Genomic DNA, 23900 nt, shown 5'->3' with positions numbered 1-23900 from the left:
ACCTCCTGCCTGTACACTGACCAGGATAACCAGCCAGAACGCGTTGCTTACTTCGGTCAGATGATGAAAACCGCGCGTATCCTGATCAACACCCCGGCCTCTCAGGGTGGTATCGGTGACCTGTACAACTTCAAACTCGCACCTTCCCTGACGTTGGGTTGTGGTTCCTGGGGTGGTAACTCCATCTCTGAAAACGTTGGTCCGAAACACCTGATCAACAAGAAAACCGTTGCTAAGCGAGCTGAAAACATGTTGTGGCACAAACTTCCGAAATCTATCTACTTCCGCCGTGGCTCTCTGCCCATCGCGCTGGATGAAGTGATTACTGATGGCCACAAACGTGCGCTCATCGTGACTGACCGCTTCCTGTTCAACAACGGCTATGCAGACCAGATCACCTCTGTGCTGAAAGCGGCTGGCGTTGAAACCGAAGTCTTCTTCGAAGTTGAAGCCGACCCGACGCTTTCCGTTGTTCGCAAAGGCGCTGAGCTGGCGAACTCCTTCAAACCGGACGTGATTATCGCGCTGGGCGGCGGTTCCCCGATGGACGCCGCGAAAATCATGTGGGTCATGTACGAACATCCGGAAACTCACTTTGAAGAACTGGCGCTGCGCTTTATGGACATCCGTAAACGTATCTACAAGTTCCCGAAAATGGGCGTGAAAGCGAAAATGATCGCCGTCACCACCACTTCCGGTACCGGTTCTGAAGTCACACCGTTTGCGGTTGTGACCGACGATGCAACCGGTCAGAAATATCCGCTGGCTGACTATGCCCTGACCCCGGATATGGCGATTGTCGACGCCAACCTGGTGATGGATATGCCGAAGTCCCTGTGTGCGTTCGGTGGTCTGGATGCGGTGACTCACGCCCTGGAAGCTTATGTTTCCGTACTGGCTTCTGAGTTCTCTGACGGTCAGGCTCTGCAGGCTCTGAAACTGCTGAAAGAAAACCTGCCGGCGTCTTACCACGAAGGGTCTAAAAACCCGGTTGCGCGTGAACGTGTTCACAGTGCAGCGACTATCGCCGGTATCGCGTTTGCCAACGCCTTCCTCGGTGTATGTCACTCCATGGCGCACAAACTGGGCTCTCAGTTCCACATTCCGCACGGTCTGGCGAACGCCCTGCTGATTTGTAACGTTATCCGCTACAACGCGAATGACAACCCGACCAAGCAGACCGCTTTCAGCCAGTACGATCGTCCGCAGGCACGCCGTCGTTACGCTGAAATTGCTGACCACCTGGGCCTGAGCGCGCCGGGCGACCGTACCGCCGCTAAGATTGAAAAACTGCTGGCATGGCTGGAAAGCATTAAAGCTGAGCTGGGCATTCCTAAGTCTATCCGTGAAGCTGGCGTGCAGGAAGCTGACTTCCTGGCACACGTTGACAAACTGTCTGAAGATGCCTTCGATGACCAGTGTACCGGCGCTAACCCGCGTTATCCGCTGGTATCGGAACTGCGCCAACTGCTGCTGGCAAGTTTCTACGGCGAGGCGTTTGCTGAACAATAACGCATGGATCTCCGTCGCGGGGCGTCATTTCCCCGCGGCTCACCGTAAGGATAATTTATGCGCCGCATCACAAAAACTGCTACACTCCGCCCCTTCATGACACTGTGGTTTTTGTCATTCCAAATTTGAGCATCTCCCTGAAAACTACACCGGCAACGGTCGGGGCGGTCCGGAGTAGTTATGTCTTTTGATTCCCTGGGATTAAACCCTGATATCCTGCGCGCCATTGCCGAGCAGGGTTACCGTGAACCTACCCCTATTCAGCAACAGGCGATTCCCGCCGTGCTGGAAGGCCGCGATCTGATGGCCAGCGCCCAGACCGGAACCGGTAAAACGGCGGGTTTTACCCTGCCATTGTTGCAGCATCTGATTACCCATCAGCCGCATGCTAAAGGTCGTCGCCCGGTGCGTGCGTTGATCCTCACGCCAACCCGCGAGCTGGCGGCGCAAATTGGCGAAAACGTCAGAGATTACAGTAAATATCTCAATATTCGCTCGCTGGTGGTATTTGGCGGCGTAAGCATCAATCCGCAGATGATGAAACTGCGCGGCGGCGTGGATGTGCTGGTGGCGACGCCGGGACGTCTGCTCGACCTGGAACATCAAAATGCCGTGAAGCTGGATCAGATTGAGATTCTGGTACTGGATGAAGCCGACCGTATGCTGGATATGGGCTTCATTCACGACATTCGTCGCGTGCTGGCGAAACTGCCGGCGAAGCGTCAGAATCTGCTGTTCTCCGCCACGTTCTCCGACGACATCAAAGCGCTTGCCGAAAAGCTGTTGCGCAACCCGCTGGAAATCGAAGTGGCGCGCCGCAACACGGCCTCAGAGCAGGTGACGCAGCACGTGCACTTTGTCGATAAAAAACGCAAACGTGAACTGTTGTCGCAGATGATTGGCCAGGGCAACTGGCAGCAGGTGTTGGTCTTCACCCGCACCAAGCATGGCGCGAACCATCTGGCGGAACAGCTTAATAAAGACGGTATTCGCAGCGCGGCGATCCACGGTAATAAATCGCAGGGCGCACGTACCCGCGCGCTGGCCGATTTTAAATCCGGCGATATTCGCGTGCTGGTGGCGACGGATATTGCGGCGCGTGGTCTGGATATTGAAGAACTGCCGCACGTGGTCAACTATGAACTGCCGAACGTGCCGGAAGATTATGTACACCGTATTGGCCGTACCGGTCGCGCGGCGGCAACTGGCGAGGCGCTGTCGCTGGTCTGTGTTGACGAACATAAATTGTTGCGTGATATCGAAAAGTTGCTGAAAAAAGAGATCCCACGCATTACGACGCCGGGCTATGAGCCGGACCCGTCGATTAAAGCGGAGCCGATTCAGAATGGTCGTCAGCAGCGCGGCGGCGGCGGTCGTGGACGCGGACAAAATCAGGGGGGAGCGGGGCGCAGTCAGCAGCCGCGACGTCAGGATAGCGGGGCGGCGAAGGCGAAACCAAAACCGCGCACAGGCGAGGGGAAACCCGCTGGCGACAAAGCACGTCCGCCGCGTCGCCCGCGCAGAATCACGCCTGCCCAGTAAATTTTATCCGGCAACATGCCCGGTAGCGCGACGCTTACCGGGCCTACGGACTATGCAAATACGTAGGCCGGATAAGGTGCTTGCACCGCCATCCGGCAAAATACACATCGCGTTGCGAGCCGCCTTCCAGAACCGGTAAAAAAGGTACTTCCCGCCCCTGAAATGTGACACAATAGTGGCTGTTTATACAGTACTTCAGGTTTTCTCATGGCATTGACCGCTGCGCTGAAAGCGCAAATCGCCGCCTGGTATAAGGCGCTTCAGGACCAGATTCCCGACTTTATTCCCCGTGCGCCGCAGCGGCAGATGATTGCTGACGTCGCCAGAACGCTGGCCGGGGAAGAAGGGAGACATCTGGCTATTGAAGCGCCGACCGGCGTCGGGAAAACCCTCTCCTATCTTATTCCCGGTATCGCCATTGCCCGGGAAGAGCAAAAAACACTGGTGGTCAGTACCGCTAACGTGGCGTTACAGGATCAGATCTTTAGCAAAGATTTGCCGCTGCTACGAAAAATCATCCCCGATCTGCGCTTTACCGCCGCCTTTGGCCGCGGGCGTTACGTGTGTCCGCGAAACCTGGCGGCGCTCGCCAGTAGCGAGCCTACGCAGCAGGATCTGCTCGCCTTTCTTGATGACGAACTGACGCCTAACAACCAGGAAGAGCAAAAGCGTTGCGCCAGGCTGAAAGGGGATCTTGACGGTTACAAATGGGATGGTCTGCGGGATCATACCGACATTGCTATTGACGACGATCTGTGGCGGCGATTAAGTACCGATAAAGCCAGTTGTCTGAACCGCAACTGTCACTATTACCGCGAATGTCCATTCTTTGTCGCCCGACGTGAAATACAGGAAGCGGAAGTCGTGGTGGCGAATCACGCGCTGGTAATGGCGGCGATGGAAAGTGAAGCCGTACTGCCGGAACCAAAGCATCTGCTGTTGGTACTGGATGAAGGTCATCATCTGCCCGATGTCGCGCGCGATGCGCTGGAGATGAGCGCGGAAATTACCGCCTCCTGGTATCGCTTGCAACTGGATCTGTTCAGCAAACTGGTGGCGACCTGCATGGAGCAGTTTCGCCCTAAAACCACGCCGCCGTTAGCGAACCCTGAGCGACTTAACGCCCATTGCGAGGAGGTATACGAACTGATCGCCTCGCTCAATGCCATTCTTAATCTGTATATGCCCGCAGCGCAGGAGGCGGAGCACCGTTTTGCAATGGGCGAGTTGCCTGATGAGGTCATGGAAATCTGCCAGCGACTGGCGAAGCTGACCGAGACGCTGCGTGGGCTGGCGGAGTCCTTTCTCAACGATCTCAGCGAAAAAACCGGGTCGCACGATATTGTGCGTTTGCATCGGGTGATTTTACAGATGAACCGGGCGCTGGGAATGTTCGAGGCGCAAAGTAAATTATGGCGGCTGGCTTCGATGGCGCAGTCTTCAGGCGCGCCGGTGTCCAAATGGGCGACGCGTGAAATACGCGAAGGGCAACTCCACGTCTGGTTCCATTGTGTCGGTATCCGCGTCAGCGATCAGCTGGAAAGATTGTTATGGCGCAGCGTACCGCACATTATTGTCACCTCGGCGACACTGCGCTCGCTCAATAGCTTTTCGCGCCTGCAGGAAATGAGCGGCTTAAAAGAAAAAGCCGGCGACCGCTTTGTGGCGCTGGATTCGCCGTTTAATCATGTGGAACAGGGGAAACTGGTGATTCCTCAAATGCGCTACGAACCCACTATTGATAACGAAGAGCAGCATATTGCCGAAATGGCGGCCTATTTTCGCGAGCAACTGGAGAGCAAAAAACATCATGGTATGCTGGTACTGTTCGCCAGCGGGCGGGCGATGCAGCGTTTTCTGGAGCATGTCGCTGATGTACGCTTACTCCTCCTGGTCCAGGGCGACCAGCCGCGTTACCGGCTGGTGGAGCTGCACCGTAAACGGGTGGAGAGCGGCGAACGTAGCGTGCTGGTTGGGCTTCAGTCTTTTGCCGAAGGGCTGGATCTTAAAGGCGAGCTGCTGACGCAAGTCCATATCCATAAAATTGCCTTTCCGCCGATCGACAGCCCGGTCGTGATCACCGAAGGCGAATGGCTAAAAAGCCTGAATCGTTATCCGTTTGAGGTACAAAGCTTACCAAGCGCGTCTTTTAATTTAATTCAGCAGGTAGGGCGATTGATCCGTAGCCACGCCTGTCGGGGAGAAGTGGTCATTTATGATAAGCGTTTGTTGACCAAAAACTACGGACAGCGTTTACTGAATGCCTTACCTGTTTTTCCGATAGAGCAGCCTGCCGTGCCAGACGTTATAGTAAAACCAAAAGCAAAACCTGCACGCCGCCGACGGCGTTAATGCTGTGAGCACACTTCAAGGAGCTTTCAATGGATTATCGCAAGATCATCAAAGAGATCGGGCGAGGTAAAAATCACGCCCGCGATCTGGATCTGGATACCGCGCGCGGTTTGTATACCCGAATGCTGAATGGCGACATCCCCGACCTGGAAATGGGCAGTATATTGATGGCGCTGCGTATTAAAGGCGAAGGCGAAGCCGAAATGCTGGGCTTTTATGAGGCCATGCAGAATCATACCATCAAACTGACACCGCCCGCAGATAGGCCGTTGCCGGTCGTTATTCCCAGCTATAACGGCGCGCGTAAACAGGCGAATTTAACGCCGCTGCTGGCTATCCTGCTGCATAAATTGGGCTTCCCAGTCGTAGTACACGGCGTCAGTGAAGATCCGACCCGTGTACTGACGGAAACTATATTTGAGCTGATGGGGATTATCCCCACCCTACACGGTGGACAAGCGCAGGCCAAACTGGACGGGCGCCAGCCGGTGTTTATCCCGGTGAGCGCGCTCTGCCCGCCGCTGGAAAAACAGCTGGCGATGCGCTGGCGGATGGGCGTGCGTAACAGCGCGCATTCACTGGCCAAGCTGGCGACGCCATTTGCTGAGGATGCCGCGCTGCGCTTATCAAGCGTTTCTCATCCTGAATATGTTCCGCGTGTGGCGACCTTTTTTAGCCGCATTGGCGGGCGGGCTTTGCTGATGCATGGTACCGAAGGCGAAGTCTATGCCAACCCGCAACGCTGTCCGCAAATTAGCCTGATTGATAGCCGCGGCGTGCAGGTACTGCATGAGCGCCAGAGCGACACGTACGACGAGCCGCTTTCACTGCCTGCGACTAAAGATCCTGAAATCACCGCGCGCTGGATTGAGCGCTGCCTTGCCGGCCACGAGCCGGTGCCGCAATCATTAAAAACGCAAATGGCCTGTTGTCTGGTTGCGACGAGAGAGGCGGCGACGTTAGAAGACGGGCTTGCGCGCGTCGAACAGGCTTTTAGCGAATAAAAAAAACCCGTCCAGTGACGGACGGGCAAATAAGGGTAACAAACAGGGTTAATGAGGGTTGGAGCAGTGGGTCTGTTGGCAAACAGACGAGGGTAATACCCGTCAGAATTCAAACAACAGCGATGTTACAGCCTGAAATCTGGCGGACAGGTAAATTATTTATAAATCACCGCAGTGCCGCTCATTTTGTCATTACCCACGGCGGAGGTGATGTTATAAGCGCTTGCGCCAGCAGCGGCGGCTTTTTCAGCCAGTTTAGCTTCCAGGCCATCCAGCGTGGTGGCGCCATCGGCAGACACTACGCCGATTTTATGCAGGTTTTGCGTCTGAGACGCGCTAACCGGTTCTGCGGCAAAAGCGCCAAAAGAAAGGGTGGAAAGCGCGATGGCTGCAACAGCATATTTAATGGTTTTCATGATTAATCTCTCGCAGGTTATTCTGTTTATGGGACGATGTTCCGTCGATGTGATGAGTATCACGGTTTTTTGCGAAAGATAAAATCGAATAGAATTGACGGCCTTGCTCAAAATTTTTGAATGACAAATAACCTATTGATTATTAATTAATTCAACAGTGGAATTTACCGTTCTTGTCATCTGGCTTTACAGAGTCGAGGTTAACGGCACATTCTGCGACGCAGAACGCTAAAAAGCATGAGCGTAAAGGAATGGATGATACTGGCGGTTTCGGTAAAGAAAAGTCAGCGTAACTGGCTGTCTTTTGAACCTCTGCGATTATATCCTGAAAATGTTGCGTTATGTAAATCTTTCTCCTGTTGGCAGGATATGCATAACCGAACGCCCGGTACGGCTTTACGCCGCGCTTCAGGGATAGGGTCGCCGCAAGATTCGCATTCATCGCGACTTTCGCCGTGAGGAAGTTCGCCGCGAGCGCGGGCAACGGCATCTTCAATGGTATTGTTGATTTGTTCATTCACTGCGTCGTCATTTGCCCAGCCGGATGCCATCACGCTCTCCTGATTTTAGGGTACCTGAGGTTAAGTGTAGCGCCGTCAGGTGAAAAAATCGCATCGCGCGATCTTTTCAGACCATGAGCAGAACCAATGTCATTCAGATATCCGATCAAACGAGCGAGGCAGGGAATTCGCGGTGGTATATTTACCCCGTGGCGTTATACGGGTATCTTACGCCGCTGCTAAAAGGAGAATGCCATGTCCGCCCAGAAACCGGGGTTACACCCGCGCAACCGCCACCAACACCGTTATGATCTCGCCGCACTGTGTCAGACCACGCCGGAATTGACGTCCTTTCTTATCCGCACGCCCGCCGGTGAACAGAGCGTTGATTTTGCTAATCCGCAAGCGGTAAAAGCGCTCAATAAGGCGTTGCTGGCGCATTTTTATGCCGTCACACACTGGGACATTCCGCCAGGGTTTTTATGTCCGCCAGTGCCTGGTCGTGCGGATTATATCCATCATCTGGCGGATCTGCTTGGCGAAACGACAGGGAGTATTCCGGCGCAGGCAACTATTCTGGACGTGGGCGTGGGCGCCAATTGTATTTATCCGCTTATCGGCGTCCATGAATATGGCTGGCGATTTACCGGTAGTGAAGTCAGCGACGCAGCGATGTCCAGCGCGCAGGCTATCATTCAGGCTAATACGGGGTTAAGCCGCGCCATTCGTCTGCGTCGGCAAAAAGATCCGGCGGCCATTTTTACCGGTATCATTCATAAAAATGAATTTTATGACGCAACGCTTTGTAACCCACCTTTTCACGACTCCGCCGCCGCAGCCCGCGCGGGCAGCGAGCGTAAGCGCCGCAATTTGGGGCAGAATAAAGATGATGCGCTGAACTTTGGCGGTCAACAGCAGGAGCTATGGTGTGAAGGCGGCGAAGTCGCCTTTATTAAAAAAATGATTGCTGAAAGCCAAACCTTCCGCCGTCAGGTGTTGTGGTTTACGACGTTGGTGTCGCACGGCGAGAATTTACCGCCGCTTTACCGGGCGTTGACGGAGGCTGGCGCGGTGAAAGTGGTGAAAAAAGAGATGGCCCAGGGGCAAAAGCAAAGCCGCTTTATTGCCTGGACCTTTATGGATGGCGACCAGCGTCGCCGTTTTATCACCCGTAAACGCTAAATCGTCGGTTCGCGCGGCGGCAGTGAATCAGGCGACGGGCCGCCGGCGGGGGCGGGTAGAACCTGATACGTTTGCACCGGCGCGCGCACATTGGCCAGATCAAAATGCTTTTTCACCTGGCTATCAAGGGCAAAACGCACCGTCCACTGCTTGAGCGGTAGGGTGGTGAACGATACGCGTAAAGTAAACGCCGTGTTCGTTAAACCGACAATACCGGCGAACGTGGGTTCGCCGATAATCAGCCCGCGAATATCCTCCGTCTCCATCAGCGCCGTTACCGCGTCTTTCAGCGCCTGATTCGCTTTATCCGCATCCTCATGGCGATCCACGTCATAGTTGGCGACAACAGAGCCGATACCGCGCACAAAGTTGGCGAAAGTGGTGATCGAGGACCACGGGATAATATGGTATGCCCCGGTATCCTGCCGCACGCCGACGGAACGAATCGACATTCTTTCGACCGTCCCCGTCAGCGGGCCTATGGTGACTAAGTCGCCGGTATTCATCCCGTTTTCAAACTGAATAAAGACGCCGGTAATAATATCTTTCACCAGGGTTTGCGAACCGAAAGAGATAGCCAGACCTAACGCCCCCGCGCCAGCCAGCAATGGCGCGATATTGACGCCGATTTCCGATAACACGATCATGATGGTTATGGTACTGATAATCACTGCCAGCGCATTGCGGAACAGCGTCAGCAGCGTGCGCGTGCGGGCGCTGGGTAGCGGGCGACCATGAATATCGGAGGCCAGGCGATTCTCAATCAGACTGGCGAGAATCGTCCATCCCACGGCGGAGAAGAATAAGATTAACGCGATACGGATGAGGATATCGACCATCTTTTCCCCCGCGCCATAATGTAGCCAGTGCCAGAAATCGAATAATCCCCAGGCGTTGAGCAACAGCATGACGGCGACGCAGACGGTCAAAAAGCGTGCGACTTTTAGCGCCGAGGAGAGCCAGCCGTTAAGCCGCTTTTGTAATTCCGGGTAATTGCGCTGCGTATGGGGCGACAGGGTGATGGTTTTCGCTATCCAGCGGGTAAACATACCGGAGATAAACGCCGCGATGCCAATAATCGCCAGACTGCGCACGGTCGCGCCCATCATAAACTTCAGACTATTGCCTGGGTCGAATAACGAGAAGAAAAACAGCACGATAAAGTAGGCGCTGGCCAGCCAGTGCCACACCAGCGCAAAGGCGCGGATAAACAGGCTAAAAAAGGCTAATGATCGTTCCGCCAGACTTAATAAATGTTGCGTAATCTCCGCTTTGTTTTTAAAGATTAGGTACAGCGCCCAGATGGTGATGCAGAGCATGATCGCCACATTCGCCATCGCGCCAACCTGAACATTCACCTGGTTGGAAATAATCGGAACGGCAACAATCAGCCCGTAGCCAATCAAACTGCTAAGCGAACTCATACGGCGATTCCAGTAACGCGCTGTCGCATCCTGAATCGCGAATGGGCGTAACTCCGGTACATTAGGGCAAAAAATAAGCCGCAGAATCGCTTTAAAGAACTCTATCAGCGCGAAGGCATTCAGGAACAGGCTTTGCTGAAAAGCGATAGTTCGACTTCCCGCATGGAAATTATCACTGAGCATCTGACCGATAAATAAGGTGAGCGCCAGTAGCAGCAGGTCGATAATAAACGCGCCGACGATCATCGCCGGGAGCTGTAACCAGTTGCTGCGTTCACGGTTTTTCTTGCGCGCCCACAGGCCCATTTTTCGATATAACGGCAGGGCGCAAAGCCGTATCACGCTATAAAAACCAAATACCGCGACGGCCAGAAATAAAAAGTGGGTTAACGCGTTGGTGAAGGTTTGCGAGTTAAACGGCTTGTGCGGCGCATCGGTGATGTTGCGATAAAGCTGGGCGAAACGGGTAGCGAAAGCATCGCCGTACTGACGGGTAACGGTGGTGACGTTCTCCAGTACCGTTTTCTCATCTTTGGCCGCAGGCGGCGCAAGCGCTGGCGCCGGCTCGGTCGGCGGCGTGGTTGAGGCTTCGCGGAGTTGCGCTATCAATTCGTTACGTGAAGCCTCGTTCTCCAGTACGTCAGCCAGGGCCGCATAGGCCGCTTTTTTTTGTTCAGGACTGGGCTCTGGCGCTGCTTGCTGGCTGGTTGATGTCCCTGTGGTCACGCCGGGTATGGCGACCGCATGGGCAGGCGCGCCCAGTAGACAAAAAAGGATGAACAGGGTCCACCGCATGACTCCTCCAGTGAGAAAAGAGATGCAAAACACTAAGTATAGATGGCGCAGGGGAGGGAAAATGAAATGGGACTATTCCATGATGCCCTCCCTGCCGCAGGGCAGGAAGGGCGATATCTCAGGAGACGTGCTGTAAAAATTCCTGTAAACGTGGGCTTGGCGGATTTTCGATCAACGCCTGCGGACTGCCATCTTCGGCAATACGGCCTTTATCGATGAAAATCAGCCGTGAGGCGACTTTTTCGGCAAAGCCGATTTCGTGAGTGACAATGACCATGGTCATGCCTTCTTCCGCGAGATCCTGCATGACTTTCAGCACTTCATGGCGCAGTTCAGGGTCCAGAGCGGAGGTTGGCTCGTCAAAGAGCATCATTTTCGGCTTCACTGCCAGCGCTCGGGCAATGGCGACGCGCTGTTGTTGACCGCCGGAAAGCTCGGAGGGGTAGTGGTGCGCCCGTTCCGCCAGTCCAACTTTCGCTAATAGTGCTTTCGCCTGTTTTTCCGCTTCTTCTTTCTTTACGCCGCGCACGCGCAGAGGACCGAACATCACGTTTTCGAGCGCGGTCAGATGCGGGAACAGATAAAACTGTTGAAACACCATGCCGGCTTCCTGGCGAATCAGCCGTTCGTCTACTTTAGGATCGTTGACTTTCAGACCATCGACAATCAGATCGCCGGAAGTGATCTCTTCCAGTTTATTGATACAGCGTAATAACGTGGATTTACCCGAACCGGAAGGGCCGATAATCACAACCACTTCGCCCTGACGGATGTTTAAATCAATGTTATGCAGCACCTGGGTGGGGCCAAAGTGCTTGGAGACGTTTTTAAATTCAATCACAGGATTTTCATCCTTCTTTCAAGACGACGCAAAATAAAGCTCAGCACCAGCGTAATGATCAAATAGAAGACGGCCACGGCGCTCCAGATTTCCAGGGCGCGAAAGTTACCGGCAATAATTTCCTGGCCCTGACGGGTCAGCTCGGCTACGCCGATAACAATAAACAACGAGGTGTCTTTGATGCTAATGATCCACTGGTTGCCTAGCGGCGGCAGCATACGGCGCAGAGCAAGCGGTAAAATAACATGGCGGATGGTTTCCCGGCGCGAAAGACCCAGCGCCAGACCCGCTTCGCGAAAACCTTTGTGAATGGATAGTACTGCGCCGCGAGTAATTTCCGCGATATAAGCGCCGGAGTTAATCATAATTGTCACGACCGCTGCGCTGAACGGATCAATACGCAAATCATTAAATGCCATCGGCAGGGCAAAGTAGATAAACATGACCTGGACAACGATGGGCGTGCCGCGAATAATTTCAATGAAAACCAGGGCGATGTGGTTGGCGAACCAGCCGCCAAACGTACGGGCAAAACCTGCCGCCAGTCCAATAACCAGGCCGCCAGCCAGACCGAGGACCGAGATCCACAGGGTCATTTTAGCGCCCTCAAGCAAAAGCGGAATGGCGGGCCAGATGGCGCTCCAGTCAAACTGCATATGTCGTTCCTGTTACCGTGGTGTAAATAGTCAAATGCTCTATCCGGCGCGGAAATGGCGTGAAAGTGTCTTATCCGTCACGGAAAAGAGCTGTAGGCCCGGTGAGCGTCCTCACTACCGGGCCACAAGCCAACATCAGGTCGTTTTATTTAGGTTCTGTACCGAACCATTTTTTGTAGATTTCGTTATAGGTGCCATTCTCACGCAGCGTTTTTAGCGCGCCGTTGACTTTCTCGCGCAGTTCATCGCTGCCTTTCGGGAAGGCAACTCCGTATTGCTGTGCTTCCAGCGATTCGCCTACCGCCTTGAACTGGCCGTTGCCTGCGGTTTTGATAAAGTACAGGATGTTCGGCGTATCGTGCAGAACGGCGTCTGCGCGGTTAGTGCCTAATTCCATGTACGCGTTATCAATGTTCGGGAACTGACGCAGGTCTTTGGTTTTGATATTCGCTTTCGCGTAATCCACCGACCCGGTTCCGCTCTTCACGGCCACGACTTTGCCATCGAGGTCTTTCACGCTTTTAATGTCGTTATTGTTGGCTTTCACCATCACGAGCAGACCGCTTTTGTAATAGCCATCGGAAAAGTCGATCGCTTTTTTACGCTCGTCCGTAATCGTAATACCCGCCAGCGCCAGATCGATATTTTTGGTTTGTAATGCCGGAATAATGCCGCTGAAATCCATCGGTTTCAGGGTGTAGTCCAGCTTCAGTTCTTTCGCGATAGCGTCCCACAGATCAACATCAAAACCGACGTACTTGTCGCCCTGTTTAAATTCAAACGGAACGAACGCCGTATCGGTTGCCACCACGAGTTTCTTATCCGCAGCGTGCGAAGACACCGCAAAAGCCAGGGTAAGTGCAGCCAGTGAAACTTTTAATAGAGACTTCATAGCATTTCCTTTTCTATCCACGGGGCGATCCCCTGCGAGAACATGTAGCGTAATGAAAAAATCATGCCAATTATGTAACTCATTGTTTTAACAGAAGCGTCAATCATTCCTGTGCACAATAAGTCGGGCAAAACCAGTATGCCGCACCGTTTTGGGGCACTGATTTAGTGCATGAATAACAACGTAGAGATACAGGGTCTATTTAGCGTAAAAATTGTTGTTAAAACAATCTTTAATTAACGATTGTGTGATGTAATTATTACAAATGATTCACTTTTATCGGAGGGGAGTACAAGACGTGTGCACTATTTAAGTGCAAAACCCCTGTGACAGGCAGGGGTATAGGGATGACTTATATACCTGTGTACATCAAGTTGCAGGTGCGTTCGCTTCAGTGACCGACGGAAGTCAGGCTTCTGCGGATTCGCTGCGTTTGTACCTTCCTGCAACTCGAAGTATTCAGGGTAGAGATAGATTTATTCGATGTTGGATTCGATAAACCACAGGAATTTATCGAGGTCGCGTGATGCGGCGGTAAAGATATCGGCAGTGTCTTCATCTTTGGCTTCACCGATAGCTTTGCGAACATCATTAGCGACAACAGCGTAGCGATCGGCCAGTTCTTTTAAGTGATCCTGCACGTTATGGATATCGAGCGGATAGCTTTTCAGCGGTGTTTTGCTGTTGATAACTTGCGTGGTGCCTAACGCCACACCGCCAAGCTGTACGGCGCGCTCGGCCATAGTATCCAGATGATCGGTCAGTGCGGTACGGAAGCCATCCAGCATCTCATGAACGGCAATAAAGTTAGCACCGCGCATGTTCCAGTGGGCCTGTTTCGTGATCAGCGACAGGTCAATGAACTGGATCACCTGACGATTAAGCAACTCAACCGTCGCTTTTTTATCGCTCTCTGATACATCGTTACGGGTATAAAGCAGATTAGACGCTTTTGTTTTTACCAGTTTAGCGGTACTCATAATCTCATATCCTCTTGATGTTTGTGTCCCAGGTAATTAACGAAAATAAGTATAGCACCGGTTTTTAACTTTGCTTTTTTGAATTTACCTATCACTTTAATAGTACAGACAAGATTTAATATTTGTTTTTATTAAAAATCAATTGGTTAGGCGAGTTTGCTGTTTGGTGGGTAATAATTCTCATTTTAATGTAAAAAATGAGAAAAAATATGACAAAAAATGACGAAGTAATAGCGCAATAATAAAAGGTGAATAACGAGGTGATATTCTGCATGATTATGCACATCATGCAGAATAAGAAACTATTTTACGTCAACTTGTTTAATTTGCGGTTCGCGTCGAATCGTTAGGGTAGAACCCATTGAGGCGGCAATGATGGCGCACAGGGCCAGGATTTGTATGCCCGTAAGCGTTTCGCCCAGAAAAATCATCCCGGAAACGGCGGCCAGCGCGGGTTCCATGCTCATCAGCGTACCGAAGGTGCGGGTTGGCAGGCGCGTCAGCGCAATCATTTCCAGTGAATAAGGCAGCGCCGTAGAAAGCACAGCGACCGCTAACCCTAAGGGAAGAATCGACCAGTGCCATAGCGCGTCGCCAGCCTGAACTGCGCCAATCGGCACGAAAATGATGGCGGCAATCAGCGAGCCTACCGCCACCGTGGCCGGACCATGTTCCGCGCCTGCTCGCTGGCCGGTAAGAATATAGACAGCCCAACAGGCGCCAGCGCCGAGCGCTAACGCGGCCCCGGTAAGATCGACGTGAGACATATCTTGCCCTAATGGCAGCAGGAACCAGAGCCCAAGCACAGCCAGTACGACCCAAATAAAATCTACCGGCCGCCGGGATGAAAACAGCGCGACCGCCAGAGGACCGGTAAATTCCAGCGCGACCGCAATACCCAACGGCACCGTCTGAATCGACAGATAGAATAGATAGTTCATCCCGCCCAGCGACAGACCATAAAACAATAAAGGCAGCCGCTGCTCTTTGGCAAAACGCAAACGCCAGGGTTTGAAAAAGGCGATAAGGATAAGCGTTCCCAACGCCAGACGAAGCGCCGTTACGCCCGGCGCGCCGACAAGAGGAAATAACGATTTCGCCAGTGAAGCGCCACTCTGAATAGAGGACATGGCAATGAGCAAAACCAAAATGGGCAACCAGACTGGTAGTTTACGTGTTGACCCCGGCATCCTTTCTCCTGTCAAAAAATGTCAGTACGAGTAAAGGTGGCAGTGTAATGGAAATTCCCCGTGGCGGTTGAGGATTCGTTGAAAAAAAATTTCCAGGATTCCATAAAATGAACTTAAATTGATGGATAAATAGACTGTTAGTTTAGGAATAATCTGGATGAATGTATCGCGTCGCACGCGCATTATTGGTGCAATCAGCCGGAAAAGTGATGTTAATTGAATAAGATAGCGCGATATGGAAACGTTCTGTTACATGAAAGGCGCCCTTAGACACCGTGAATCGCAAAGAGTTTCCCATTAATTTTTGATATATTTAAAACTTAGGACTTACTTGAAGCACATTTGAGGTGGTTATGAAAAAAATTGCATGTCTTTCAGCACTGGCCGCTGTTCTGGCTTTTTCCGCAGGTACTGCAGTAGCTGCTACTTCTACCGTTACCGGTGGTTACGCTCAGAGCGACGCGCAGGGCGTAGCGAATAAAATGAGCGGTTTCAACCTGAAGTATCGTTACGAGCAGGACGACAACCCGCTGGGCGTAATCGGTTCCTTCACCTACACCGAAAAAGATCGTACTAACGGTGCGGGCGATTACAACAAAGGTCAGTACTACGGCATCACTGCCGGCCCGGCTTACCGTCTGAACGATTGGGCGAGCATCTACGGTGTAGTCGGTGTGGGTTACGGTAAATTCCAGACGACCGATTACCCAACCTACAAGCATGACACCAGCGATTATGGCTTCTCCTATGGCGCTGGTCTGCAATTCAACCCGATGGAAAATGTTGCTCTGGACTTCTCTTACGAGCAGAGCCGTATTCGTAGCGTTGACGTTGGCACCTGGATTGCTGGCGTGGGTTACCGCTTCTAATCACGTCGGTGAAAATGAAAAATCCGCCTTTCGGGGCGGATTTTTTTTGCCTGAAACATGCATTATTTTAGTGAAAAAATATCGCTGCCCAGATGGTTATAGTCCACTTTTTGTAATTTGAAATTGGTGATATAAACGGGCCCGGCTTTCTGTTCCGAAATAAATCGATAGCGATTTTTGATCTCTTTAGCGCTAATTCCTGTCCATTGCGAGAAAAAACTCAGGAAATCGTTCGCAGAACGGCGAGCTTTAATGATCCGATGCGCTTTACTGTCGCTGGATAGCACCATAAACGGCACCTGGAAGTTTTGCTGGAATTTGTCGTCATGCGCCAGGTACTGTACCGCTTTGCCGCGCTCTTTAAACGCCAGCCCGTGATCGGAGAAATAGACGAGCGAAAAACTGTCGCCGCTATGACGAAGCTGAGTATAGAGCTGACGGAGTAAATCATCGGTTTGCGTCATGGTGTATAAATAACAAGACGTCTCTTTCGACTGGACAAACGTCGCGTATTTTCCCTGAGTACGGTCGCAGGCCTGGGGATGCGACCCCATTAAATGCAACACAATCAACTGCGGTTGCGTGCGTTCTGTCGCCAATACCTGCGCCGTCATGGTTAACAGCGCGTCGTCGCGAGTATTTTTATCTGCTTCAAAATCGCCGTTTTTCAGGAAATGCGCTTCATCGGCGCGTTTGGCGATACTGGCGATGGCCGTGTCGTATTCGCCGATTTGCCCCTGATTGGAAAACCACCATGTCTGAAAACCGGCGCGGTTAGCCAGCGTGACGAAGTTATCCTGATACTGCGGTTTGTTATCCACCACGCGATTGAGCGTTAAACCGAGCGATTTTTGCGTTGAGCCGCTGGCGGCGATGCAATCCATAAAGAAGTCGCCATTCACATGGCTGGCGAAGGGGGTATTATCCCAGTGGCCGCCGAAAGCGCCCATGGCATCCCGTCGCGCGCTTTCACCAATCACCACGACATAGATGTGATATCTGGGTTTCACCGCAGTAACCGTCCAGCTATCTTTTATGCCGGATAGCTGCGCCATACGGTGCTGCTCTTCAATGACTTCGTTGTTATTGACGATAACGTCTTTGGCGAAGCGAAAAACCGGATAGCCGGTATCAATAACCTTAAAAACGCCGCCCCACGCCAGATTTTGTACCGGCGCGACGAAAAATGCCGCGACGCTGATCAGCAGGCACAGGCTGTCGAGGCTATTCCAGCGCGGCCTGACCTCTTCTTTTCGGCGACGAAGCGCAATAATACCCAGCGCAAAAATAAAAAGTCCGGTCAGGTAGCTATACCACGGGAAGATGGTCAGGATTTCGCTCGACTCTTCCATATTGGTGGAGTGCAGCGCCAGCAGCGTATTAAAGTTCGGCGCGCCGTAAGCCTGTCCAAAGGGAAAATAGCAAGCGGCTACCAGCGAACAGATGCCGAGCAGCGCTTTTTGTCCGCGGGGCAGGTAGCGCCAGAGCAGCAGCAGCAGGCAGGTAAACGCCGCGGTATAAAGCAGGCTAAAGGGGTAGCCGAGCGCGAGGTTAATCAGCAGCGACTGTAAAAAGTAGAGGCCCGCCCATGGGCTTACAGCCCGACGACGGGCCAGAAGTGAATCGATAAGGGTTGAATTCATATGCCACTATTGCAAAAACGCCATGTGCTAACCCTGGCGCGAAGGGTCATTACCTGCCTGATTATGCGTAAAAAAGGTATTGGGTTCGCAACGGCGAGTCGCAAAATATTCAGGGCTGCCAGAAGATAGAGCGTGCGGGTAAGAAGGTCAACCGCCGGAAAGAAAATGTTTTGCGAAGAGAATAGCAAAACCACAAAAAAACAGGGGAAATGGGCGCCATTTCCGTTGAGGATGCAAAATAAAGCGGCGTACCGCACCGCCGCGTTATTTCGTGGATGGGTTATCCTGCTCCGGTTTGCCGTTGATCATATCGCACAACATAGAGAGCAGCATTAACCGGACTTTAAAGGGAGAGTGACTGAACACGCGTATACACCTCTTAAATTCGTTCATATAAACCTCCTGATGTTTCTATCCCATCGATCCGTGAGGGATGTCTGCATTACATACAGATATAGCACAGGCTATGTTTTATAGCTATTGCTAAAACGTTAATTTTTTGTGCCCGGACAACTCTGGTTTACAATGAGCGCTCTGTCAGCTGACGCGTTAACGCGTCACAGAAACGAGGAAGCAAAATGGGTCGTCGCGCAGGTACGCCAACAACAAAAAAAGTGACGCAATTGGTGAACGTAGAAGAACACGTTGAAGGATTTCGTCAGGTCAGAGAGGCGCATCGCCGTGAGTTGATAGACGATTACGTTGAGCTGATTTCCGATTTAATTATTGAGGTAGGGGAAGCGCGTCAGGTGGATATGGCGGCGCGGCTCGGCGTCTCCCAGCCGACTGTGGCCAAAATGCTTAAACGCCTGGCATCGTTAGGATTTATTCAAATGATCCCCTGGCGCGGCGTTTTTCTGACGCCGGAAGGGGAGAAGCTGGCGCAGGAAAGCCGCGAGCGGCATCAAATTGTCGAAAATTTTTTACTGGTATTAGGCGTAAGCCCGGAAATCGCGCGTCGTGATGCGGAAGGGATGGAACACCATGTCAGCCAGGAGACATTGGATGCCTTTTTGGCCTTCACGCAACAGCATGGAACATCTGCAGAATGAATCTGGCCTTTTTACGGGCGCTGCGGCGTGACCGTTTTTTTCAGTTGTTGATCATTGTGGGGATGGCGTTAAGCCTGTTTGTTCCTTTTGCGCCTCGCGCCTGGCCTGGCGCGATTGACTGGCACACCATTATTACCCTCAGTGGGTTAATGTTGCTCACTAAAGGCGTTGAGCTGAGCGGCTATTTTGATGTGCTGGGACGCAAGATGACGCGCCGATTTCATACCGAGCGGCAACTGGCGATGTTCCTGGTGCTGGCTGCGGCGGTGCTGTCGACCTTTCTGACAAACGATGTCGCGCTGTTTATCGTTGTGCCGCTGACGATAACATTAAAAAAACTGTGCGCGATTCCGGTCAACCGATTGATTATTTTTGAAGCGTTGGCGGTGAACGCCGGTTCGCTGCTGACGCCTGTCGGTAATCCGCAAAATATTCTGTTATGGGGACGCTCCGGCTTAAGCTTTGCTGAATTTAGCGGGCAAATGGCGCCGCTTGCCGTCATGATGATGCTGACGTTACTGCTCCTGTGCTGGTTTTGTTTTCCGGGTAGGGCGTTACAGTATCATACCGGTACGCGTTCGCCGCAGTGGCAGCCCCGTCTGGTGTGGAGTTGCCTGGCATTATATGTCGTTTTTCTTACCGCGCTGGAGCTCAGGCAAGAGTTATGGGGACTGGTGTTGGTGGCGGCTGGGTTTATTGTGCTGGCGCGCAGGGTGATAGTCAGCGTGGACTGGACGCTGCTGCTGGTATTTATGGCGATGTTTATTGATGTCCATCTGCTAACGCAATTGCCGGCGTTGCAGGGCGTTTTCAACCAGGTTGGCGCACTGTCTCACCTGGGACTTTGGCTAACCGCTATCGGCCTGTCGCAGGTTATCAGTAATGTGCCCAGTACCATTCTCCTGCTGAACTATGTACCGGCCTCGACGCTGCTGGCGTGGGCGGTGAATATCGGCGGGTTTGGTCTGCTGCCGGGGTCGCTGGCAAATCTTATTGCTTTACGGATGGCGAACGATCGCCGAATCTGGTGGCGATTTCATTTCTATTCGCTGCCGATGCTGGCATGGGCGGCGCTGGTGGGATATGGATTATTGCAACTGATGCTGTAAGAGAAGCCCGATAGTATCTATCGGGCTTCGCAGGCAGAGTCTGTCAGTTCAGACGAACCGGCATCCCGGAACGATCCTGAACTGCCTGTTGTACGACGGTCTGATCAACGTCAGGCTCGTTGGTGACGGCCAGGATACTCTTATTAAGCGTGATCGGCACCGCTTCCTTACCTTCAAACTGCGCTTCCGTCGTTGACAGCGGGTTATGCACCTCAATGTAACGGCTACCGTCCGGTTCGGTGGTGGCTTTTACCGGTTCATCGATAAACTGCACGCGGGTACCGACCGGCACATTTTCAAACAGGAATTTGATATCGTCGTTGCGCAGACGTACGCAGCCGTGGCTCACGCGAAGCCCGATGCCGAAGTTGGCGTTGGTGCCGTGAATAGCATACAGGCGACCGATGTACAGTGCGTACAGGCCCATCGGGTTATCCGGGCCCGCAGGCACGACGGCAGGCAGCGGCTCGCCGGCGGCGCGATATTCAGCGTGCATTTTTGCCGTAGGCGTCCAGGTCGGACCGGCTTTTTTACGTTCAACTTTGGTCGTCCAGTTGATAGGCGTGTCTTTACCTAACTGACCGATCCCAATCGGCAGGACGATAACGGTGTTTGTGCCTTTCGGGTAGTAATAGAGGCGCATTTCCGCGCTATTGATGATAATGCCTTCGTGTACGGTATCCGGCAGGATCAGCTGCTGCGGAATATTCAGCACGGTACCGCCCTTCGGCAGGAAGGTATCCACGCCCGGGTTGGCTTCCAGCATGTTGGACAGCCCCATCTGATACTCCGCGGCAAAATACTCCAGCGGCTGGGTATTGCCCTCCGGAACGGTGATGACCTGATTTTGCCCAATTAAACGGCTACCATCGGTAGGCAGCGGGTAAGTGACTGCTGAGGCTGTTTTACAAAAACCAACTACAGCGAAAGCCGCCGCGAAAAGCGTTGTTAATTTCATATTCATGTTATGCGAGATTCTGTGCCAAGCAGGCTAGTAGGTTGAGAATTCTGTCATGTTGGGAGCGCATTATAGGTGCATTCCAGTAAACAGGGAATTCAGATGTGTACGAAATCACGTTTTTTTCCCTTACGGTTCAGTGTAGCCCTTTGTACAGGGCGCGATCTTATTTCAGACTTGTGGCATAATAAGCGGTTTGTCACATCTTTTTTCAGGATAAGCCTGTGTTAGTTTCCAGCAACGTTACCATGCAGTTCGGCAGTAAGCCGCTGTTCGAAAACATTTCCGTCAAATTTGGCGGCGGCAACCGTTACGGCCTGATCGGCGCCAACGGTAGCGGAAAGTCCACTTTTATGAAAATCCTCGGCGGCGACCTGGAGCCGACGCTGGGCAATGTTTCCCTCGATCCGAATGAGCGCATCGGTAAGCTGCGTCAGGACCAGTTCGCTTTTGAAACATTCACCGTTCTTGATACTGTCATTATGGGGCATGGCGAACTGTGGGAAGTCAAGCAGGAGCGCGACCGTATCTATGCCTTGCCGGAAATGAGCGAAGAAGACGGCTATAAAGTCGCCGATCTGGAAGTAAAATACGGCGAGATGGACGGTTATTCCGCTGAGGCGCGCGCGGGCGAACTGCTGTTGGGGGTGGGCATCCCGCTGGAGCAGCATTACGGTCTGATGAGTGAAGTCGCGCCAGGCTGGAAATTGCGTGTGCTGCTGGCGCAGGCGTTATTCTCTAACCCGGACATCCTGTTGCTCGACGAACCGACCAACAACCTGGATATTGATACTATCCGTTGGCTGGAGCAGGTGCTGAACGAGCGCGATAGCACGATGATTATCATTTCGCACGACCGTCACTTCCTGAACATGGTTTGTACGCATATGGCGGATCTGGATTACGGCGACTTGCGCGTCTATCCGGGTAACTATGATGAGTATATGACGGCGGCGACTCAGGCGCGTGAACGTCTGTTGGCCGATAATGCGAAGAAAAAAGCGCAAATTGCCGAGCTGCAATCTTTTGTTAGCCGTTTTAGCGCCAATGCCTCTAAATCGCGTCAGGCAACGTCGCGCGCGCGGCAGATTGATAAAATCAAGCTGGAAGAGGTGAAAGCCTCCAGCCGTCAGAACCCGTTCATCCGTTTTGAGCAGGATAAAAAACTGTTCCGTAACGCTCTGGAAGTGGAAGCGCTGACGAAAGGTTTTGATAACGGTCCGCTGTTTAAAAATGTCAATTTGCTGCTCGAAGTCGGCGAGAAGCTGGCGGTACTCGGCACCAATGGCGTGGGTAAATCTACGCTGCTGAAGACGCTGGTTGGCGATCTGGACGCCGATCACGGCACCGTTAAATGGTCGGAAAACGCGCGTATTGGTTACTACGCGCAGGACCACGAATATGAATTCGAAAATGACCTGACGGTGTTTGAATGGATGAGTCAGTGGAAGCAGGAAGGCGACGACGAGCAGGCAGTGCGCAGTATTCTGGGCCGCCTGCTATTTAGCCAGGATGATATCAAAAAGCCTGCGAAAGTCCTTTCCGGTGGCGAGAAGGGCCGTATGCTTTTCGGCAAACTGATGATGCAAAAGCCGAATATCCTGATTATGGACGAACCGACTAACCACCTGGATATGGAGTCGATCGAATCGCTGAATATGGCGCTGGAGCTGTATCAGGGCACGCTGATCTTTGTTTCGCACGACCGTGAGTTCGTCAGCTCGCTGGCAACCCGCGTCATTGAAATTACGCCGGAGAGCGTGGTGGACTTCAGCGGCAACTACGACGATTATTTGCGTAGTAAAGGGATCGAGTAAGTTATTGTCTGTAACCCCGATAGCGTCGGGGTTACAGAATGTTAACAAGGTAATTTTTATTTTTTCCGAATGCAATGTAAAAATTATATATATTCTTAATATTCGATTTTAAAATTAAATGAAAGAAGAGGATCTATCATAAAAATTGCGAATATATTTTGTGGTAAACATATTGTAATGTTATTTTCTTTATAAGAATTCAAGTGCTATTTTATATTCCTTTATTGTTCAACAAAAGGAATGAATATGAGCATTTTGGAACGCTTTTTTGGCCGTAAAGAAAAAAACGCATCTAATATACAAGGTGTTTTAGTAGCGAATGCTGAAATTGATAACCCACTAAGTTTAGTTGTTGTATTTGATACTCTCCCGGAAAATAATTCAAAAGAACTCACCCGCTTGTTGCGTAATTATCATTCCAGTATGAAACAAGCAACGTGTGAACTTGTCCCTGAACTGGATTTTTTTGGTTTAGCAGGATGGGGTAAGCATGTAATATCGATGGTTGGATTTAAAACGCCTTACCCTCAGGAATCAATCGAACAATGCGTCGCGCCAGCTCATTATCCCCAGGAAGTAAAAGAGCAAGTACGGGCAACCAGTGCAAATATTATTTTATATTATAAGGGGTATGATACTTCACCTTTAGAGCAATATGTTGCGTTGGCTGTGGTTGCAGGTGCATTAAGTAACATGGGGGCTGTCGCTGTATTAAATGAATCGGCTCACACTTCATTACCTGCGGGGGTATTTAAGTCTCAGGAGTTGGGTAAGCATAGTCTGGAAATGTTGCGTGAAGGTTTCCCGCTGACCTCTCTATTTTGTGGATTTGTGAAATATGAAGTTGAGGATATCGAAGGCGTATGGATGCGTACCTATGGTGCTGATTGCTTTGGGCTACCAGATTTCGCAGCACACGCACAAGGCCATCACGAAGGGCAAAAATATTCTGATATTTTCAATAATGTTCTGCGTTACCTGCTTGAAAGTGGAGCAGAAATGGCTGCCGGGCATACCATGCAAGTCGGTAAAACGACATTTATGAAACTGCGCGATCCCCTTGACGATGAATATTACTTACAGGGGCCTGGAACCACATTAGTGGTTGAACTGATTGAAGAAGATGAGTGTAATGCTCATTGAGAAATCGGGGCAATTGCCCCGAC

The 23900-nt window shown here is 51.9% G+C and carries 21 protein-coding genes; 10 read left to right on the top strand and 11 right to left on the bottom strand.

Annotated features, from left to right (window positions below):
* The 4 genes from ABVM99_RS22060 to ybiB form a co-directional block, all read left to right on the top strand.
* Nucleotides 1-1512 (top strand): iron-containing alcohol dehydrogenase (locus ABVM99_RS22060; protein WP_149865581.1); only part of this gene is annotated, 1512 nt, incomplete at its 5' end.
* A gap of 180 nt (nt 1513-1692) precedes the next feature.
* Nucleotides 1693-3054 (top strand): ATP-dependent RNA helicase RhlE, encoded by a 1362-nt coding sequence (gene rhlE, locus ABVM99_RS22055; RefSeq protein WP_000007065.1) that lies wholly within the window; start codon nt 1693-1695, stop codon nt 3052-3054.
* Nucleotides 3055-3261: 207 nt separating this feature from the next.
* A complete protein-coding gene (dinG, locus tag ABVM99_RS22050) occupies nt 3262-5406 on the top strand; it encodes an ATP-dependent DNA helicase DinG (RefSeq protein ID WP_001218630.1) in 2145 nt (714 codons plus the stop codon).
* Between the two features lie 29 nt (nt 5407-5435).
* A complete protein-coding gene (ybiB, locus tag ABVM99_RS22045; RefSeq protein ID WP_023195880.1) occupies nt 5436-6410 on the top strand; it encodes a DNA-binding protein YbiB in 975 nt (324 codons plus the stop codon).
* Nucleotides 6411-6565: 155 nt separating this feature from the next.
* Here the strand turns inward: ybiB and ybiJ are convergent, their stop codons facing one another.
* On the bottom strand, nt 6566-6826 hold the full coding sequence (gene ybiJ, locus ABVM99_RS22040) for a DUF1471 family protein YbiJ (protein WP_000849089.1): 261 nt from the start codon (nt 6824-6826) through the stop codon (nt 6566-6568).
* A gap of 284 nt (nt 6827-7110) precedes the next feature.
* Nucleotides 7111-7377 (bottom strand): DksA/TraR family C4-type zinc finger protein, encoded by a 267-nt coding sequence (locus ABVM99_RS22035; protein ID WP_000146332.1) that lies wholly within the window; start codon nt 7375-7377, stop codon nt 7111-7113.
* A 204-nt stretch (nt 7378-7581) separates the two neighbouring features.
* On the opposite strand from ABVM99_RS22035, the gene rlmF reads away from it, so the two are divergent.
* Nucleotides 7582-8508, top strand: a complete 927-nt coding sequence (gene rlmF, locus ABVM99_RS22030; protein WP_023195881.1) for a 23S rRNA (adenine(1618)-N(6))-methyltransferase RlmF — start codon at nt 7582-7584, stop codon at nt 8506-8508.
* On the opposite strand, the gene ybiO is transcribed toward rlmF, so the two are convergent.
* From ybiO to rhtA, 6 genes are all read right to left on the bottom strand, one after another.
* Entirely contained in the window at nt 8505-10727 is a 2223-nt protein-coding gene (gene ybiO / locus ABVM99_RS22025; RefSeq protein WP_001267702.1) for a mechanosensitive channel protein, read from the bottom strand. The genes rlmF and ybiO overlap by 4 nt on opposite strands.
* A 118-nt stretch (nt 10728-10845) precedes the next feature.
* Nucleotides 10846-11568 (bottom strand): glutamine ABC transporter ATP-binding protein GlnQ, encoded by a 723-nt coding sequence (glnQ, locus tag ABVM99_RS22020; protein ID WP_000569093.1) that lies wholly within the window; start codon nt 11566-11568, stop codon nt 10846-10848.
* Complete coding sequence (glnP, locus tag ABVM99_RS22015) at nt 11565-12224, bottom strand: glutamine ABC transporter permease GlnP (RefSeq protein ID WP_001159076.1); 660 nt, start codon at nt 12222-12224, stop codon at nt 11565-11567. Before glnP ends, glnQ begins: the two co-directional genes overlap by 4 nt.
* A gap of 145 nt (nt 12225-12369) precedes the next feature.
* A complete protein-coding gene (gene glnH, locus ABVM99_RS22010; protein ID WP_000838671.1) occupies nt 12370-13116 on the bottom strand; it encodes a glutamine ABC transporter substrate-binding protein GlnH in 747 nt (248 codons plus the stop codon).
* 476 nt (nt 13117-13592) lie between these two features.
* Entirely contained in the window at nt 13593-14096 is a 504-nt protein-coding gene (dps, locus tag ABVM99_RS22005) for a DNA starvation/stationary phase protection protein Dps (RefSeq protein ID WP_000100805.1), read from the bottom strand.
* A gap of 302 nt (nt 14097-14398) precedes the next feature.
* Nucleotides 14399-15286: a threonine/homoserine exporter RhtA gene (gene rhtA / locus ABVM99_RS22000; RefSeq protein WP_001119554.1), complete on the bottom strand. Its 888-nt coding sequence runs from the start codon at nt 15284-15286 to the stop codon at nt 14399-14401.
* 353 nt (nt 15287-15639) lie between these two features.
* Here rhtA and ompX point away from each other — a divergent pair, with 353 nt between their 5' ends.
* Nucleotides 15640-16155, top strand: a complete 516-nt coding sequence (gene ompX / locus ABVM99_RS21995) for an outer membrane protein OmpX (protein WP_000716763.1) — start codon at nt 15640-15642, stop codon at nt 16153-16155.
* A gap of 62 nt (nt 16156-16217) precedes the next feature.
* Here ompX and ABVM99_RS21990 read toward each other — a convergent pair whose 3' ends face one another.
* Both ABVM99_RS21990 and mntS read right to left on the bottom strand, forming a co-directional pair.
* Entirely contained in the window at nt 16218-17798 is a 1581-nt protein-coding gene (locus ABVM99_RS21990) for a phosphoethanolamine transferase (protein WP_058799599.1), read from the bottom strand.
* Between the two features lie 264 nt (nt 17799-18062).
* Nucleotides 18063-18191, bottom strand: a complete 129-nt coding sequence (gene mntS / locus ABVM99_RS21985; RefSeq protein WP_001001755.1) for a manganase accumulation protein MntS — start codon at nt 18189-18191, stop codon at nt 18063-18065.
* Nucleotides 18192-18376: 185 nt separating this feature from the next.
* On the opposite strand from mntS, the gene mntR reads away from it, so the two are divergent.
* Both mntR and ABVM99_RS21975 read left to right on the top strand, forming a co-directional pair.
* On the top strand, nt 18377-18850 hold the full coding sequence (gene mntR, locus ABVM99_RS21980; RefSeq protein WP_000533542.1) for a manganese-binding transcriptional regulator MntR: 474 nt from the start codon (nt 18377-18379) through the stop codon (nt 18848-18850).
* Nucleotides 18847-19959: an anion transporter gene (locus ABVM99_RS21975; RefSeq protein ID WP_023195884.1), complete on the top strand. Its 1113-nt coding sequence runs from the start codon at nt 18847-18849 to the stop codon at nt 19957-19959. The genes mntR and ABVM99_RS21975 overlap by 4 nt, the downstream gene beginning before the upstream one ends.
* Before the next feature lie 43 nt (nt 19960-20002).
* On the opposite strand, the gene ldtB is transcribed toward ABVM99_RS21975, so the two are convergent.
* Nucleotides 20003-20923 carry a L,D-transpeptidase gene (gene ldtB / locus ABVM99_RS21970; protein WP_001056404.1) on the bottom strand — a complete coding sequence of 307 codons (921 nt, stop codon included), beginning with the start codon at nt 20921-20923 and terminating at the stop codon, nt 20003-20005.
* A gap of 218 nt (nt 20924-21141) precedes the next feature.
* On the opposite strand from ldtB, the gene ABVM99_RS21965 reads away from it, so the two are divergent.
* Nucleotides 21142-22734, top strand: coding sequence for an ABC-F family ATPase (locus tag ABVM99_RS21965; protein ID WP_052938236.1), 1593 nt, complete (start codon nt 21142-21144; stop codon nt 22732-22734).
* A gap of 399 nt (nt 22735-23133) precedes the next feature.
* Nucleotides 23134-23877, top strand: a complete 744-nt coding sequence (locus tag ABVM99_RS21960) for a DUF4261 domain-containing protein (RefSeq protein ID WP_010988985.1) — start codon at nt 23134-23136, stop codon at nt 23875-23877.
* The last annotated feature ends 23 nt before the right edge of the window (nt 23878-23900 follow it).

The sequence above is a fragment of the Salmonella sp. SJTUF15591 genome (assembly GCF_043356435.1).
Classification (GTDB): Bacteria; Pseudomonadota; Gammaproteobacteria; order Enterobacterales; family Enterobacteriaceae; genus Salmonella; species Salmonella enterica.
The sequence above is the reverse complement of the archived record's forward strand: the minus strand, read 5'-3'. Positions and strand labels throughout refer to the sequence as shown.

What these genes read in the sequence shown, in the direction of transcription:
- rhlE (WP_000007065.1), top strand. Translation starts at nt 1,693, where the DNA reads ATGTCTTTTGATTCCCTGGGATTAAACCCTGATATCCTGCGCGCCATT.
- dinG (WP_001218630.1), top strand. Translation starts at nt 3,262, where the DNA reads ATGGCATTGACCGCTGCGCTGAAAGCGCAAATCGCCGCCTGGTATAAG.
- ybiB (WP_023195880.1), top strand. Translation starts at nt 5,436, where the DNA reads ATGGATTATCGCAAGATCATCAAAGAGATCGGGCGAGGTAAAAATCAC.
- ybiJ (WP_000849089.1), bottom strand. Translation starts at nt 6,826, where the DNA reads ATGAAAACCATTAAATATGCTGTTGCAGCCATCGCGCTTTCCACCCTT.
- ABVM99_RS22035 (WP_000146332.1), bottom strand. Translation starts at nt 7,377, where the DNA reads ATGGCATCCGGCTGGGCAAATGACGACGCAGTGAATGAACAAATCAAC.
- rlmF (WP_023195881.1), top strand. Translation starts at nt 7,582, where the DNA reads ATGTCCGCCCAGAAACCGGGGTTACACCCGCGCAACCGCCACCAACAC.
- ybiO (WP_001267702.1), bottom strand. Translation starts at nt 10,727, where the DNA reads ATGCGGTGGACCCTGTTCATCCTTTTTTGTCTACTGGGCGCGCCTGCC.
- glnP (WP_001159076.1), bottom strand. Translation starts at nt 12,224, where the DNA reads ATGCAGTTTGACTGGAGCGCCATCTGGCCCGCCATTCCGCTTTTGCTT.
- glnH (WP_000838671.1), bottom strand. Translation starts at nt 13,116, where the DNA reads ATGAAGTCTCTATTAAAAGTTTCACTGGCTGCACTTACCCTGGCTTTT.
- dps (WP_000100805.1), bottom strand. Translation starts at nt 14,096, where the DNA reads ATGAGTACCGCTAAACTGGTAAAAACAAAAGCGTCTAATCTGCTTTAT.
- rhtA (WP_001119554.1), bottom strand. Translation starts at nt 15,286, where the DNA reads ATGCCGGGGTCAACACGTAAACTACCAGTCTGGTTGCCCATTTTGGTT.
- ompX (WP_000716763.1), top strand. Translation starts at nt 15,640, where the DNA reads ATGAAAAAAATTGCATGTCTTTCAGCACTGGCCGCTGTTCTGGCTTTT.
- ABVM99_RS21990 (WP_058799599.1), bottom strand. Translation starts at nt 17,798, where the DNA reads ATGAATTCAACCCTTATCGATTCACTTCTGGCCCGTCGTCGGGCTGTA.
- mntS (WP_001001755.1), bottom strand. Translation starts at nt 18,191, where the DNA reads ATGAACGAATTTAAGAGGTGTATACGCGTGTTCAGTCACTCTCCCTTT.
- mntR (WP_000533542.1), top strand. Translation starts at nt 18,377, where the DNA reads ATGGGTCGTCGCGCAGGTACGCCAACAACAAAAAAAGTGACGCAATTG.
- ABVM99_RS21975 (WP_023195884.1), top strand. Translation starts at nt 18,847, where the DNA reads ATGAATCTGGCCTTTTTACGGGCGCTGCGGCGTGACCGTTTTTTTCAG.
- ldtB (WP_001056404.1), bottom strand. Translation starts at nt 20,923, where the DNA reads ATGAATATGAAATTAACAACGCTTTTCGCGGCGGCTTTCGCTGTAGTT.